This window comes from Streptomyces sp. NPDC045287, assembly GCF_056432325.1.
In genome coordinates this window covers 22,926-37,091 of record NZ_JBWKJG010000016.1, presented here as the reverse complement: position 1 = coordinate 37,091, position 14,166 = coordinate 22,926, and the positions used below count along the sequence as shown (strand labels likewise).

Sequence of the window (14,166 nt, the reverse complement as noted above, 5' to 3'; positions counted from 1 at the left end):
ATGCTCCTCACCATCGACGTCGGCAACACCCACACCGTCCTCGGCCTCTTCGACGGCGAGGAGATCGTCGAGCACTGGCGGATCTCCACGGACGCCCGCCGCACCGCCGACGAGCTGGCGGTGGTCCTCCAGGGCCTGATGGGCATGCACCCGCTGCTCGGCGACGAGCTGGGCGACGGCATCGAGGGCATCGCGATCTGCTCCACGGTCCCGTCCGTGCTGCACGAGCTGCGCGAGGTGACCCGGCGCTACTACGGCGACGTGCCCGCGGTCCTCGTCGAGCCCGGGATCAAGACAGGGGTGCCGGTCCTGACCGACAACCCCAAGGAGGTCGGCGCCGACCGGATCGTCAACTCGGCGGCGGCCGTCGAGCTGTACGGCGGCCCGGCGATCGTCGTCGACTTCGGTACGGCGACGACGTTCGACGCGGTCAGCGCACGCGGCGAGTACGTGGGCGGGGTGATCGCCCCCGGCATCGAGATCTCCGTCGAGGCGCTCGGCGTCCGGGGCGCCCAGCTCCGCAAGATCGAGGTGACGCGGCCGCGCGGAGTGATCGGCAAGAACACGGTCGAGGCGATGCAGTCGGGCATCGTGTACGGCTTCGCCGGCCAGGTCGACGGGGTCGTCCACCGCATGCGGCGGGAGCTGGTCGGCCCGGACGGCGACCCCTCCGACGTGACGGTCATCGCGACGGGCGGGCTGGCGCCGATGGTGTTGGGCGAGGCGAAGCTGATCGACGAGCACGAGCCGTGGCTGACGCTGATCGGGCTCCGCCTCGTGTACGAGCGGAACGTCTCCCGCATGTGACGGCTCCGGACGCGGCGGTTCCGGAGTGGGGCCGGGGCGGGGCCGGGGGCTGAACGCGCCCGGCCCCGCTCCTGCACGATGTTTGTCCTATACGCACGTATTGTCGTCACCATGCCCACGCCCCACGGAACACGAGACGGCCTGGCGCTCGGCGCGGACGAACCGCGTGTGCCGCGACGCGCCCCGCACCCGACCCCGCTCGACGGCGAGGACGCCCGGGACGAGAGCGCCCGGGACGAGAGCACCCAGGAGGGCAGCCTCCGGGGCCGTCCACGCCCCGCCGGCGCCGCCGGAGACGCGCCGGAGGAGCCGAAGGGGCCGAAGGGGCCGCGGTCGCCCGAGCCGCCCGGCCCCGCGCCCGCAGGGCGTCCGGTGCCCAAGCCGTCCGAGGTCTTCCCGCCGCGACGCCGCCCGGCCCCGCCCCCGTCGGGGGAACGGGCCGCCGGGTAGCTAGGCTGGATGCCATGGACTACGTATCCGCGCTCCTTCCGCCCGTGGTGATGGCCGTCTTCTTCACCGCGATCGTGGTGACGATCGTCAAGAGCCAGGGCGGCCCGAACAAGTCCAAGGAGGACGCCGCCGTCGACGCGGCGCTCGCGCGCGCCGAGGCCGGGCGCCGTCCCGACGGCGCGCCGGAGCCCGGCAAGGGGTGACCCTCCGAAGACCGCTTTGGGGACGTACGACGTGATTCACGTCGTACGTCCTTTTTGTTACGTCAATAGCTGTTCGTTCAGGGAACTCCCACTATGGTGGCGGTGTGCCCCGTCAATTGGGAGAGCTTGAAGACGCCGTCATGACGCGCGTCTGGCAATGGAACCGTCCGGTCACCGTCCGGGAAGTCCTGGAGGATCTCCAACGGGAGCGGTCCATCGCCTACACCACGGTCATGACCGTGCTGGACAATCTCCACCAGAAGGGCTGGGTGCGGAGGGAAGTCGTCGGCCGGGCCTATCGATATACGGCGGTGTCCACGCGCGCGGCGTACTCGGCCGCACTGATGAACGAAGCCTGGTCGCGGAGCGACAACCCGGCCGCCGCACTCGTCGCCTTCTTCGGCATGATGTCGCCCGAGCAGCGGGAAGCACTCAGCGACGCGATCCGCATCGTCCAGCGCGACACTCCGGAAGGAACAGCCGAAGGGCCGGAAGGCGCCGGGCCGCAGGAACGTGAAACTCCCGGAAAAGCTTCCCCCGCCGCGCCGGGAGAACCCCCGAATGCGTCGGCGGAAGACGCTGCTCCGGACGACGGCACTCCACCCGCGGGCGAAAGCGCAGAGCGAGGTACAGGCCAAGGCCGCCCCTGAAGCGCCGTAGGGCCCAGCGGCCCGCAAAGCGGCGCCGAACGCCCCGCGGAAAGCCCGGCGGACGGATTCGGCGGTACGACTCCGCAAAGCACCCCCCAAGGCGCCGCTTCACCAACCGGAGAAACCCCGCAGGCCACCCCCCGGAACCCCCGGGCCCACCCCGACCGGGCCCAGCGCCGCGCCGAGCCACCCACCGGCGGCGAACCCCCGCCCAACCCGCCCCCAAAGGCGTGCCCCGCTTCCCGGGAGCCCGCCCGCAGAAGCCCGCCCCACACCGCCCCGCCCTCCCGGGAGTCCGTCCCGCACCAGGGTCCGGGTCCCCAGGAGCCCGCCCTGCACGAGTCCGTCCCGCACCAGGCCCGGTCCCCCAGGAATCCGCCTCCAAAGGCGCGCCCCGCTTCCCGGGAATCCGCCCGCAGAAGCCCGCCCCGAGCACCCCGGAGACCGGCGGCCTCACCGCCGTTCCGGGCATCCCGCCTGGTCTCGGCGCCCCACCCGGCAGGCACCCGGCCGGACGCCTGCCAGGCGCCCCGGCACCCCACCCCGTACGGCCCACCGCCCGCCCGGCCCGGCACTCCACCCGGTACGGCCCCGGCCCACCGCCCGGCCCCCACTCATCCGCCCGGCACCCAGCCCTTTCCGCCCGTCCCCTCCGCCGGCACCGCACAAGGCGCCCCAGCCCGACATCCCCGTCGGCCCCGGCCCCCAGTACGGAGCTCCCACAGACCCGGCTCCCGCCCGGAGCTCCCACCGACCCCGGCGCTCGCCCGCACCGACCCCGGCCCCCAGTCCGGCGCCCCCACCGGCCCCGGCGCCACCACCCCACCACCCCTGCTCCCTCACCACTCTCACCTCCCGCCACTGCCGCTCCCTCACCACCCCCGACCCCACCTCACCCCCGCCATCCCGCTGCCTCCGCCACCCCCCTACCGGGGACTCCGCCCGCGAGGGCGGCGGCGGATCGGGGGGCGCGGGGCGGTAGCGTTCGCAGCCATGTCGTCCACGTCATCCGCCTCCGCCTCCGCCGCCCCGACCCCGCCCTCCGCGCAGCCCTCGGGGAGCGCCCGGGCGAAAGCCGTCACCGTCCGCCGCGCGCGGACCGGTGACGTCCCGGCCGTACGCCGCCTCGTCGACCCGTACGTCACCCGGGGCATCCTTCTCGACAAAGCGACCGTGACGCTTTACGAGGACATCCAGGAGTTCTGGGTCGCCGAACGGGACGAGGACGCCACCGTCGTGGGTTGCGGCGCACTCCATGTGATGTGGGAAGATCTCGCCGAAGTCCGCACCCTCGCCGTCGACCCCGACTTCAAGGGCGCAGGCGTCGGCCATCAGGTGCTGGACAAGCTGCTGCACACCGCCCGCTGGCTCGGAGTGCGCCGGGTATTCTGCCTCACCTTCGAAGTGGACTTCTTCGCCAAGCACGGCTTCGTCGAGATCGGTGAGACGCCCGTCGACGGAGATGTCTACAGCGAGCTCCTGCGTTCCTATGACGAGGGTGTCGCCGAGTTCCTCGGCCTCGAACGGGTGAAGCCGAACACCTTGGGCAACAGTCGGATGCTTCTGCACCTGTGACCGCCCCCGCGAGCACGATCCCTATGTCCGAATCGCGTATGTTTCCCGCGTTCTCGTGGTTCTGAACCTGTCCCGAGGGTTTGTGTTTTCCAGAGAAAAGCGGTTTCCTTTCCGCGTACTGCATTTTCGATGAAAGGAAATCCGGTGGCACAGAAGGTTCAGGTCCTTCTTGTCGATGACCTCGACGGCGGCGAGGCGGACGAGACCGTGACGTTCGCTCTGGACGGCAAGACCTACGAGATCGACCTCACCACCGCCAACGCGGACAAGCTGCGTTCCCTGCTCGAGCCGTACACCAAGAGCGGTCGGCGCACCGGTGGCCGTACCGCGGGTGGCCGCGGCAAGGGCCGTGCCGCCGCGGGTGGCAGCCCGGACACCGCGAAGATCCGCGCGTGGGCGAAGGAGAACGGCTACAACGTGAACGACCGCGGTCGCGTGCCGGCCGAGATCAAGCAGGCGTACGAGGACGCCAACCGCTGAGCGGCGGCCTCCTGACGCCCGGCCCACGCCCGTCCCGGCGTCCACACCGGACGCGCCGGGCACACCGGACGCACCAGGCGTGCCAGGAGCACCGGCGCACCGGGCACTCCGGACCCCCGGGGCGCCCCGGACGCGCCGGCGCCCTCACCGCCGGGCCGCGCCCCGGCCCCGGGCGCGGGTACCGGCGGCCAGCAGCCGGACCCGGTGGCACTCCGCCGCCGCCACGGCGACGAGCCGCACGAGCCCGCAACCGCCCGGAGGCCCCGCGCACCCCGCGACCCCCGGGAGGCCCGCGAGCGTGGTCTCCACCGCGCGCCCCGGCCGGGGCGGTCGCAGCCACACGGCGGCACCGGGCGTGCCGGGTGTGTCCCACCCAGGGGGAGTGGGAGCGGTCATCCGGCCGCCCCTGCCCCACGCGGCCAGGTCCAGGTCGACCCCGCCCCACTCGAGCCAGTCGAGGAGGCCGGGGAGTTCCTCGGCGGTCCCCGCGGCCACGAGGACGCGCACCCGACGCCCGGAGGCCGCGACGGGCCAGTCGCCGCGCACCCGCCGCAGCACGGCGAGCCCGGCGGTGGCGGGCAGGTCCAGGACGTCGAAGCGGAGCCCGGTCGGCAGCCCCACCGGCGGCCCGTCGGCCGTGGCCCAGCCCAGCTCGTCCTCGTACCACCGCGCGACGGCCGCCCCCGTCGGATGGCGCGTGGGGGACGGCGCGTGGGGGACGGGGAGGGGGGCGGCCATGCCGGGGGAACTTCCGACGACCGCCGGAAGTTACGCACCGTGGATGGACGGTCGCTTTCCGTGTGCGATCCGGTGGTACGCGGGGGCGTTCCGCGACGCAAGGATGTTCGCCCGTAGCTGAGGCACTGGGGGTGCGCCGCATGGACTGTCCCTGCTTGCGGGTAAGACATCCCTAGTGGGGAGGGGCGACACGCGGGCGCGGACGTCTCACGTTCGCCATCGGCGTACTGCCGGTGAGGGTATCTGCCTGGCCTGCGGGAACATCGTCTCGCACCATCGGGTTGGAGCAGTTGTCGGCGTTCGGGGTCAGGAGGCCATCGACGGGTGTCGGCAGTTGGAATGAGCGGTCCCCGCTTGCGGGACTAAGCTGCGGAAGGACAGGGAGGGGACCGACCCCTTACTGCCTGACCGCTCTGAGGAGCGATTAACGATGTTCGAGAGGTTCACCGACCGCGCGCGGCGGGTTGTCGTCCTGGCTCAGGAAGAAGCCCGGATGCTCAACCACAACTACATCGGCACCGAGCACATCCTCCTGGGCCTGATCCACGAGGGTGAGGGTGTCGCCGCTAAGGCCCTGGAGAGCCTCGGGATTTCGCTCGAGGCGGTCCGCCAGCAGGTGGAGGAGATCATCGGCCAGGGCCAGCAGGCCCCGTCCGGGCACATCCCCTTCACGCCCCGTGCCAAGAAGGTGCTGGAGCTGTCGCTCCGCGAGGCCCTTCAGCTCGGCCACAACTACATCGGCACCGAGCACATCCTGCTCGGCCTGATCCGCGAGGGCGAGGGCGTCGCCGCCCAGGTCCTCGTGAAGCTGGGCGCCGATCTCAACCGGGTGCGGCAGCAGGTCATCCAGTTGCTCTCCGGTTACTCCGGGGGCAAGGAGGCCGCCACCGCCGGCGGTCCCGCCGAGGGCACGCCCTCGACGTCCCTGGTCCTCGACCAGTTCGGCCGGAACCTCACCCAGGCGGCCCGCGAGTCCAAGCTCGACCCGGTCATCGGGCGCGAGAAGGAGATCGAGCGGGTCATGCAGGTGCTGTCCCGCCGTACGAAGAACAACCCGGTCCTCATCGGCGAGCCCGGCGTCGGCAAGACGGCGGTCGTCGAGGGCCTGGCGCAGGCCATCGTCAAGGGCGAGGTCCCCGAGACCCTCAAGGACAAGCACCTCTACACCCTGGACCTCGGCGCGCTGGTCGCCGGCTCCCGGTACCGCGGTGACTTCGAGGAGCGCCTGAAGAAGGTCCTCAAGGAGATCCGCACGCGCGGCGACATCATCCTGTTCATCGACGAGCTCCACACCCTGGTGGGTGCGGGTGCCGCCGAGGGCGCCATCGACGCCGCGTCCATCCTGAAGCCGATGCTCGCCCGCGGCGAGCTCCAGACCATCGGCGCCACCACGCTCGACGAGTACCGCAAGTACCTGGAGAAGGACGCCGCGCTGGAGCGCCGCTTCCAGCCGATCCAGGTCGCGGAGCCGTCGCTGCCGCACACGATCGAGATCCTCAAGGGCCTGCGCGACCGGTACGAGGCGCACCACCGCGTCTCCATCACGGACGAGGCGCTCGTCCAGGCGGCCACGCTGGCCGACCGGTACATCTCGGACCGCTTCCTGCCGGACAAGGCGATCGACCTGATCGACGAGGCCGGCTCCCGGATGCGCATCCGTCGGATGACCGCGCCGCCGGACCTCCGCGAGTTCGACGAGAAGATCGCCTCCGTCCGCCGGGACAAGGAGTCCGCGATCGACGCGCAGGACTTCGAGAAGGCCGCGTCCCTCCGCGACAAGGAGAAGCAGCTCCTGGCCGCCAAGGCCAAGCGGGAGAAGGAGTGGAAGGCCGGCGACATGGACGTCGTCGCCGAGGTCGACGGCGAGCTGATCGCCGAGGTCCTCGCCACCGCCACCGGCATCCCGGTCTTCAAGCTGACGGAGGAGGAGTCCTCCCGTCTGCTCCGCATGGAGGACGAGCTCCACAAGCGCGTCATCGGCCAGAAGGACGCCATCAGGGCCCTGTCGCAGGCCATCCGCCGTACGCGGGCCGGCCTCAAGGACCCGAAGCGCCCCGGCGGCTCGTTCATCTTCGCCGGCCCGTCCGGCGTCGGTAAGACCGAGCTGTCCAAGACGCTCGCCGAGTTCCTCTTCGGCGACGAGGACGCGATGATCTCGCTCGACATGTCGGAGTTCAGCGAGAAGCACACGGTCTCCCGCCTCTTCGGCTCCCCGCCCGGATACGTGGGCTACGAGGAGGGCGGCCAGCTCACCGAGAAGGTGCGCCGCAAGCCGTTCTCCGTCGTCCTCTTCGACGAGGTCGAGAAGGCCCACCCCGACATCTTCAACTCCCTGCTCCAGATCCTGGAGGACGGTCGCCTGACCGACTCCCAGGGTCGGGTCGTGGACTTCAAGAACACGGTCATCATCATGACGACCAACCTCGGGACCCGGGACATCTCGAAGGGCTTCAACCTGGGCTTCGCCGCCCAGGGTGACGTCAAGACGGGCTACGACCGGATGAAGGCGAAGGTCAACGAGGAGCTGAAGCAGCACTTCCGCCCCGAGTTCCTGAACCGCGTCGACGACACGGTCGTCTTCCACCAGCTCAGCCAGGAAGACATCATCCAGATCGTCGACCTGATGATCGCCAAGGTGGACGAGCGCCTGAAGGACCGCGACATGGGCATCGAGCTCAGCGGTGACGCGAAGATCCTCCTGGCGAAGAAGGGCTACGACCCGGTGCTGGGTGCCCGTCCGCTCCGCCGGACGATCCAGCGCGAGATCGAGGACGTGCTGTCGGAGAAGATCCTCTTCGGCGAGCTGCGGCCCGGTCACATCGTGGTCGTGGACACCGAGGGCGAGGGTGAGGAGAAGAAGTTCACCTTCCGCGGCGAGGAGAAGGCGGCCCTGCCGGACGCGCCGCCGATCGAGGCGGCCGGCGGCGCCGGACCGAACCTGTCCAAGGACGCCTGACGCGCGGCGGCGCCACGCCGCAGCTCGTGACCGAGGGGCCCGCCCCGGACCGTGACAACGGTCCGGGGCGGGCCCTTTCGCGTGCCGCGCGTCAGCAGAGCGCCTCGGGCTTCCGCCAGCTGCATTCGAGCGGGGCCGCCGGCGCGGCCGAGCGGCGTTCGGCACGCGGCCGTACCGGCCCGGCGATCGTGCCCGCCGCCGTGTCCGAGGAGGCGAGGGTCACCACGACGGCGTCCTCGATGTCCTTCACCGACGACGCCAGGTGGTTGTTGAGGACCACGCTGTAGACGAGGCGGCGGCCGGCCGCGTCCGTGACGTACCCGGAGAGGGCCGAGGCGCCGGTCAGGGTGCCGGTCTTGCCGCGGGCGTTCAGGGCCGCCGGGGTGTCGCACATGCGGCGCCGCAGCGTGCCGCCGACCGCGCGGTCCGGGCCGCAGGCCACGGGCAGCGAGGCGTACCAGTCGGCGTACCAGGGGGCGTCCTGGACGGCGAGGAGCAGCCCGGCGAGCTGGTCGGCCGGGAAGAGGTTCATCCGGGACAGGCCCGAACCGTCGACCTGGCGCAGCCGGGCCGTGTCGACGCCCTCCTCCGCCAGGTACGCCTCGACGGCGGCGAGGCCGGCCTCCCAGCTACCGCTGCCCGAGACCTCGTACCCGACGGCCTTGGTGAGCGCCTCGGCGTGCATGTTGTTGGAGAGCTTCATGAAGGGGTGCATCAGCTCCCTGAGCGGCATGGACTCGTGCGCCGCCACCTGCCTGGCCGACGCGGGGGTCCTCAGCCCGAGCCGGGTGGGGCCCTCGACGCGCACGCCGTGGGCGGCCAGCGCGTCCGCGAAGACGGCGGTCGCGTACCCGGTCGGCTCGTCGACGGTGATCCACTCCTTGGTGGGGGAGGCCCCGGCCGGGATCTCGCCGCTGATCACGAGGGTGTTGGTGCCGTGGGCGCGCTCGATGGTGAGCGTGTCCGGGCGGCCGGTGCCGACGGTGGTGGCGCGGTTGTCGACGCGGACGTAGTCGTTGCGCGGGGTGAGGGTGACCGCGGGGCGCTGCCCCGGGGCGGTGGCGGCGGCCTCGACGATGACGGTGCCGGAGTCGTAGTCCGTGTCCGGGGCGAGGGTGAGCGCGGAGATCTGCGCGGAGTAGTACGACGACTCGTCGTCCGCGGCCCAGGAGCGGCCCAGCCGGTTCGTGTCGAAGCGGGTGTCGTCGGCGACGAGGCGGCCGGTGACCCGGCGGATGCCGGCGGCGGCCACGCGCGCGGCGAGCCGGTCGTAGTCGGCGGCGAGCGTGGTGGGGTCGCCGGTGCCGCGCAGGTAGAGGTCGCCGTGGAGCGCGTCGGCCTGCCGGCGGCCGGTGGCCAGCACCTCCGTGCGGAACCGGTGGTCGGGGCCGAGGAGGGCCATGGCCGCCACGGACGTGGGGATCTTGGTGTTGGAGGCCGGGATGAGGCGGTCGTCGCCGTCGCGCTGGTACAGGGTGGCGCCGGTCGCGGCGTCGGCGACGACCACCCCGGCGGCGCCCCCGTCGAGGCGGGGGTCGGTGAGGATCTCGTCGAGGGCGCCCTTGAGGCCGGTGTCGGACGGCCCGGCGCCGGCGGGCGCGCCGGCCAGGCCCTGGGCGGTCCAGGCGAGGAGCGCGGCGAGGCCGAGCGCGGTGGCGCGGGCGGCCAGGGACTTGCGCGTCTGTGTGGTGCGCGTCACGGGTCTCATGGCCAGAGGATCCCGGAGCGGGGGCCGCTCAGGAAGAAGGCGGTCCCGTTCCGGGTGACGATACGCACAGGGCAATTCCGACTTACTAGGTGGAATAGTGCGCCGTTACTCATATCGATCTTCCCTCGGGGTGGTTGTCGGGAGGGCGTGCGGCGCGAGAACCCGGCGTGCGCGGGCGGCGTGTGCGTGGGTGGGGGGTGGCAGGGCCCGCCTGCCTTGGAGATGCGCAGAGAATGCCCTTTTTGGGTGCATATCCCAAAGGTGGTGGCGAAATGCTCCGGGGCGTCAAGTGTCCGCGTCACACTGGGGACGCTACGACCTTATGTCGTAGAAACGGCGTTTGAGACATCTCGGGAGAAGCCGGTACCAAGGATGACCGAAGCCCGGCGCGTCGCTCGTGCCGGGCCCGTCCTTTCCCCTCACCCGGAGGTTCACCCCGTATGTCGCAGCGCGCCAACCACCCCGCCCGTAACGCCGTCGTCGCCCTCGCTGCCGCCGGCATGGGAGTCGCCACGGTGTTCGGAGCAGGTGCGTCGGCCGTCGCGGCCGAGGCCCAGGCCCCGCTCGCCATGGACACCGCGGCCGCCGTCGCCGCCCAGGCCCAGGCGCAGGCCCAGGCCGCCGCCAAGGCCGCCCAGACGAAGGCCGTCAAGGCCGCCGCGGTCAAGGCCATCGCCCAGAAGCCCGCCGTCACGAAGAAGGCCACCAAGGCCGTCGGCTGGATCAAGCCCGTCACCGGCTACACCCTGACCGCCAGCTTCAACCAGGGCGGTTCCATGTGGTCGCACAAGCACTCCGGCCAGGACTTCGCCGTCCCGGTCGGCACCCCGGTGAAGGCCGCCCACGGCGGCACCGTCGTCAAGGCCGGCCCCAACGGCGGCGGCGACGGCCCGGCGTACGGCAACGCCATCGTGATCAAGCACAGCAACGGCACGTACTCGCAGTACGCCCACCTCTCGAAGATCAACGTGTCGATCGGTTCGAAGGTGAAGACCGGCCAGCTCATCGCCCGGTCCGGCAACACCGGCAACTCGTCCGGCCCGCACCTGCACTTCGAGATCCGCACGACGCCGAACTACGGCTCCGCGGTCAACCCGGCGGCCTTCCTGCGCGCCGAGGGCGTCGTCATCTGATGCCCTCCCGGGGCGCCCCGCGGCGCCCCCGCCGTCCCCGACGGCTCCGGTTCAGTCCCCCTCCGGGAAGTGGACCACCGGGAAACTCCCCGTGTTCGTCGGAGCGTGCTCCGGCAGCCACAACACCGCGACGGCACCGCCCACCCCCGGGGCGGTGCCGTGCGGCGTCGCGGCGTTGCGGAAGGTGAGCCGGGCGCCCAGCACCCGCGCCTGGCCCGCCGCGATGGTCAGCCCCAGCCCGTGGCCGGCGCCCGCGCGGCCCCGGTCGCTGGCACCCGTGCGGAACCGGCTCGGCCCCTCGCGCAGCAGCGCCTCGGGGAACCCGGGCCCGTGGTCCCGCACCCGCACCACCCGGCCCTCGACGGTCACCTCGACCGGCGGCTTGCCGTACTTGGCGGCGTTGGTCAGCAGATTGCCGAGGATGCGCTCCAGGCGGCGCGGATCGGTGCTCACCCACGACTCGTGCACCACCCGCACCACCGCGTCCGGGTTCAGCAGGGCCACCCGGCGGCCGACGAACTCGCCGAGCGCGATCTCCTGGAGCTCGGCCCGCTCCGACGCGCTGTCCAGCCGGGCGACCTCCAGTACGTCCTCGACCAGGGTCCGCATCGCCCGCGCCCGGTCCCGCACCAGCTCGGTCGGCCGGCCGGGGGGAAGCAGTTCGGCGGCGGTCAGCAGCCCGGTGACCGGGGTGCGCAGCTCGTGCGCGATGTCCGCGGTGACCCGCCGCTCCGCCTCGATCCGCTCGTGCAGGGCGTCCGTCAGGGCGTCCACGGCACGCGCCAGCTCGTCCGTCTCGTCCCGTACGAGCCCGCCGATCGCGTCCCGCACCCGCACGTCCGTGTTGCCCTGCGCGACCTTCCCGGCGGCGGTGGCCGCCTTCCGCAGCCGCCGCGACAACTGGCCGCCGATCAGCACGCCGAGCGCCGACCCGGCGAGCACCACCGACACCGAACCGACGACCAGCGCCTCGTCGAGCCGCCTCATCACCGTCGCGCTGCGGTCCGCGAACGGGGTGTGCAGCGACAGCACGTCGCCGTTGCCCAGCGGCACCGCCGCCCACACGTCCGGCGCGCCGTCCGCGTGCTCCTCCACGTACGTACCGCGGTGCTTGCGCGCCGCCAGCCGGACCAGCTCCCGGGGCAGGGCGGGGTCGTTCAGCTCGGTGCCGAACCGCGGCTCCTTCGGCTTGGACGCCTCGTACACGCGCTGCGCGAAGATCAGCCGCTCCATCTGCACCTCGCGCGCGTTGTCGAGCATCGACACCCGGGCGGCGTTGTGGACGACGAGGCTGAGCGCGACCGCGACCAGGGCGCCCACGGCGGCGATCGCGACGGAGATCTTCCACCGCACGCCGGTCCGCAGCGCGGGCTGTTTCATCGGGCGTCAGGCCTTGAGCTTGTATCCGAAGCCGCGGACCGTCTCGATCCGGTCCTGGCCGATCTTGGCGCGCAGCCGCTGCACGTGGACGTCCACGACGCGCGTGTCACCGCCCCAGCCGTAGTCCCAGACCCGCTCCAGCAGCTTGTCCCGCGACAGGACCGTGCCCGGCGCGGACGAGAACTCCAGCAGCAGCCGCATCTCCGTCGGCGTCAGCGCGACCGGCGTGCCGCCCCTGCGGACCTCCATGCCCTCCGTGTCGACCGCCAGGTCCCCGAAGGCCAGCAGCCCGCGCTCGCCGCGCCCGCCCCGGTCACCGGCGTCCGCGCCCCCCGCGTTCTCGAAGCGGCGCAGCACGGCGCGGATGCGGGCCATCAGCACGGCCCCGTCGAACGGCTTGGTGACGTAGTCGTCGGCGCCCGCCTCCAGGCCCAGCACCACGTCGATCGAGTCCGCGCGCGCGGACAGCATGATCACCGGCACGGTCGACTCGTCCCGGATGCGGCGGCACAGGCTCACCCCGTCCATGCCGGGCAGCATCACGTCCAGCAGCGCGATGTCCGGCTGCCGCGACCGGAACGCCTCCAGGCCGGACAGCCCGTCCGGCATCGCCGTGACCGCGAAGCCGTCCCGCTCCAGGGCCAGCTGCGTGGCCTCCCGGATGACGTCGTCGTCCTCGACGAACAGGACGTGCGTCTCCGCCATACCGCGCCCTCCCGCGCCCTCAGTCCCCGCTCGGCGCGGTCGGTGCGGGACCGCTGATGTCCCCGCCCTCGACCGCCTTGCTGTACTCGTTGCGCACCGCGTAGTGCTCGGTGAACCGGTCCGACGTCCACCGGTACGTGATCACGTCCTCGCCGGACGGGTAGGCGATCGGGTCGCCCTCCGCGTACACCTGCTTGGTGACCACCAGGTCGCCCCGGTCGATCTCCGAGTAGACGGCGGGCTCCTCCAGCGCGAACACGTTCTCGTACCGCCGGCCTTGCATCCGGTACACGTACGTGCCGACGCCCACCGCGTCACCGCACGTCAGCACGTTGACGACGACGTCCGCCGCCCCGCTCCCCGTGAGGTTCCCGTACGAGGTGTCGACCGGGTAGGCGTCGGGGCCGCACGGCTTGAGGTCCCGCTTCACCTGGTCCCCGACCTTCGGGTCGCCCTTCAGCAGCGCGACCGCGTCGACCCGCCGGAACGGCGACGGCGCCGACGCGGCCGGCGTGGGCCGACTGGAGGGGACGCCCTGGTCGGTGGGGGCGGGGCCCTCGTCGCGCGGACCGGTGCCGCCGGTGGAGCAGCCGGTCGCGAGCAGCCCGAGCAGGCCGACGGCGGCGAGCCCGGCCACCGCCGTCCTCCCCGCCGCTCCACCGCTCCCGGGGGCCGGCGGCTCCGCGCCGCCGCCCCCGTGCCCGCCGCTCAGGCCGCGCACCGCTCCTGCTCCCGTCCATGACGACGTCCGTCCACCACCCGCGCACCGCGCTCCGCACGCCGGGCCCGGTCCCCGCCCCGGTCCAGGGCGCGGGCGACGGCCTCCCGGCTCTCCAGTTCCTGGCGGAGGCGGGCGAGCGCGCGGTGCAGCGTGCTCTTCACCGTACCGGTCGACATGCCGAGCGCCGCGGCGGTCTCCTCGGTGCTCATCTGCTCCCAGTGGCGCAGGACGACGACGCTGCGCTGCTTCGGCGCCAGCACCTTCAGCACGTCCATCAGCAGGGCCCGGTCGGCGTGCTGCTCGGTCGCGTCGTCGACGGACGCGTCGGGGAGCTGCTCGGTGGGCACCTCCTCCAGCTTGCGGGCGCGCCACCACTCCGTCCGGGTGTTGATCATGACACGGCGCAGGTAGGCGTCGGCGAGCGCCTTGTCGGCTATGCCGTCCCAGCGGCCGTACGTGCGGGCGAGGGCGGTCTGCAGCAGGTCCTGTGCGTCGACCGGGTCCGGTACGAGCCGCCGGGCGCTGCGCAGGAGGGCGTCCTGCCGTACGCGTACGTACTCCTCGAATTCGAGCACCTCGCCGTGCGACATCCCGAACCGCCTCCGTTTCCCCGTGACAAGCCGTGGTCCCCGCAGCGCCTCCGGCCACTTCGGCCGGTGT

13 protein-coding genes are annotated in these 14,166 nt (G+C 72.5%); 7 read left to right on the top strand and 6 right to left on the bottom strand.

Annotation, left to right across the window (positions count from 1 at the left end):
- The 5 genes from AC07D6_RS24590 (at position 1) to AC07D6_RS24570 (ending at position 4,165) form a co-directional block, all read left to right on the top strand.
- Positions 1-807 carry a type III pantothenate kinase gene (locus AC07D6_RS24590; protein WP_479047703.1) on the top strand — a complete coding sequence of 269 codons (807 nt, stop codon included), beginning with the start codon at positions 1-3 and terminating at the stop codon, positions 805-807.
- A gap of 464 nt (positions 808-1,271) precedes the next feature.
- Complete coding sequence (locus tag AC07D6_RS24585) at positions 1,272-1,460, top strand: hypothetical protein (RefSeq protein WP_315875912.1); 189 nt, start codon at positions 1,272-1,274, stop codon at positions 1,458-1,460.
- A 104-nt stretch (positions 1,461-1,564) separates the two neighbouring features.
- Complete coding sequence (locus tag AC07D6_RS24580; protein ID WP_479047701.1) at positions 1,565-2,110, top strand: BlaI/MecI/CopY family transcriptional regulator; 546 nt, start codon at positions 1,565-1,567, stop codon at positions 2,108-2,110.
- Between the two features lie 993 nt (positions 2,111-3,103).
- Positions 3,104-3,685, top strand: a complete 582-nt coding sequence (locus tag AC07D6_RS24575) for an amino-acid N-acetyltransferase (RefSeq protein ID WP_479047699.1) — start codon at positions 3,104-3,106, stop codon at positions 3,683-3,685.
- Positions 3,686-3,829: 144 nt separating this feature from the next.
- On the top strand, positions 3,830-4,165 hold the full coding sequence (locus AC07D6_RS24570; RefSeq protein WP_189537823.1) for a histone-like nucleoid-structuring protein Lsr2: 336 nt from the start codon (positions 3,830-3,832) through the stop codon (positions 4,163-4,165).
- Between the two features lie 144 nt (positions 4,166-4,309).
- Here AC07D6_RS24570 and AC07D6_RS24565 read toward each other — a convergent pair whose 3' ends face one another.
- Entirely contained in the window at positions 4,310-4,903 is a 594-nt protein-coding gene (locus tag AC07D6_RS24565) for an SCO3374 family protein (RefSeq protein WP_479047697.1), read from the bottom strand.
- Positions 4,904-5,333: 430 nt separating this feature from the next.
- Here AC07D6_RS24565 and AC07D6_RS24560 point away from each other — a divergent pair, with 430 nt between their 5' ends.
- Positions 5,334-7,859: an ATP-dependent Clp protease ATP-binding subunit gene (locus AC07D6_RS24560; RefSeq protein WP_479047695.1), complete on the top strand. Its 2,526-nt coding sequence runs from the start codon at positions 5,334-5,336 to the stop codon at positions 7,857-7,859.
- Positions 7,860-7,950: 91 nt separating this feature from the next.
- On the opposite strand, the gene dacB is transcribed toward AC07D6_RS24560, so the two are convergent.
- The gene (gene dacB, locus AC07D6_RS24555) at positions 7,951-9,567 is read right to left on the bottom strand and encodes a D-alanyl-D-alanine carboxypeptidase/D-alanyl-D-alanine endopeptidase (RefSeq protein WP_479047693.1); all 1,617 of its coding nucleotides are present in this window, start codon (positions 9,565-9,567) and stop codon (positions 7,951-7,953) included.
- Positions 9,568-10,007: 440 nt separating this feature from the next.
- On the opposite strand from dacB, the gene AC07D6_RS24550 reads away from it, so the two are divergent.
- Positions 10,008-10,700: a M23 family metallopeptidase gene (locus AC07D6_RS24550; protein ID WP_315875906.1), complete on the top strand. Its 693-nt coding sequence runs from the start codon at positions 10,008-10,010 to the stop codon at positions 10,698-10,700.
- A 51-nt stretch (positions 10,701-10,751) separates the two neighbouring features.
- Here AC07D6_RS24550 and cseC read toward each other — a convergent pair whose 3' ends face one another.
- From cseC to AC07D6_RS24530, 4 genes are read right to left on the bottom strand one after another with little or no spacing between them, the layout of a single operon-like run.
- Positions 10,752-12,080: a two-component system sensor histidine kinase CseC gene (gene cseC / locus AC07D6_RS24545; protein WP_479047690.1), complete on the bottom strand. Its 1,329-nt coding sequence runs from the start codon at positions 12,078-12,080 to the stop codon at positions 10,752-10,754.
- 6 nt (positions 12,081-12,086) lie between these two features.
- Complete coding sequence (cseB, locus tag AC07D6_RS24540) at positions 12,087-12,785, bottom strand: two-component system response regulator CseB (protein ID WP_315875904.1); 699 nt, start codon at positions 12,783-12,785, stop codon at positions 12,087-12,089.
- 19 nt (positions 12,786-12,804) lie between these two features.
- Entirely contained in the window at positions 12,805-13,506 is a 702-nt protein-coding gene (locus AC07D6_RS24535) for a hypothetical protein (RefSeq protein WP_391652692.1), read from the bottom strand.
- A complete protein-coding gene (locus tag AC07D6_RS24530; protein ID WP_315875903.1) occupies positions 13,494-14,096 on the bottom strand; it encodes a SigE family RNA polymerase sigma factor in 603 nt (200 codons plus the stop codon). Before AC07D6_RS24530 ends, AC07D6_RS24535 begins: the two co-directional genes overlap by 13 nt.
- Positions 14,097-14,166: the final 70 nt, after the last annotated feature.

What these genes read in the sequence shown, in the direction of transcription:
- AC07D6_RS24590 (WP_479047703.1), top strand. Translation starts at nt 1, where the DNA reads ATGCTCCTCACCATCGACGTCGGCAACACCCACACCGTCCTCGGCCTC.
- AC07D6_RS24585 (WP_315875912.1), top strand. Translation starts at nt 1,272, where the DNA reads ATGGACTACGTATCCGCGCTCCTTCCGCCCGTGGTGATGGCCGTCTTC.
- AC07D6_RS24575 (WP_479047699.1), top strand. Translation starts at nt 3,104, where the DNA reads ATGTCGTCCACGTCATCCGCCTCCGCCTCCGCCGCCCCGACCCCGCCC.
- AC07D6_RS24565 (WP_479047697.1), bottom strand. Translation starts at nt 4,903, where the DNA reads ATGGCCGCCCCCCTCCCCGTCCCCCACGCGCCGTCCCCCACGCGCCAT.
- AC07D6_RS24560 (WP_479047695.1), top strand. Translation starts at nt 5,334, where the DNA reads ATGTTCGAGAGGTTCACCGACCGCGCGCGGCGGGTTGTCGTCCTGGCT.
- dacB (WP_479047693.1), bottom strand. Translation starts at nt 9,567, where the DNA reads ATGAGACCCGTGACGCGCACCACACAGACGCGCAAGTCCCTGGCCGCC.
- AC07D6_RS24550 (WP_315875906.1), top strand. Translation starts at nt 10,008, where the DNA reads ATGTCGCAGCGCGCCAACCACCCCGCCCGTAACGCCGTCGTCGCCCTC.
- cseC (WP_479047690.1), bottom strand. Translation starts at nt 12,080, where the DNA reads ATGAAACAGCCCGCGCTGCGGACCGGCGTGCGGTGGAAGATCTCCGTC.
- cseB (WP_315875904.1), bottom strand. Translation starts at nt 12,785, where the DNA reads ATGGCGGAGACGCACGTCCTGTTCGTCGAGGACGACGACGTCATCCGG.
- AC07D6_RS24530 (WP_315875903.1), bottom strand. Translation starts at nt 14,096, where the DNA reads ATGTCGCACGGCGAGGTGCTCGAATTCGAGGAGTACGTACGCGTACGG.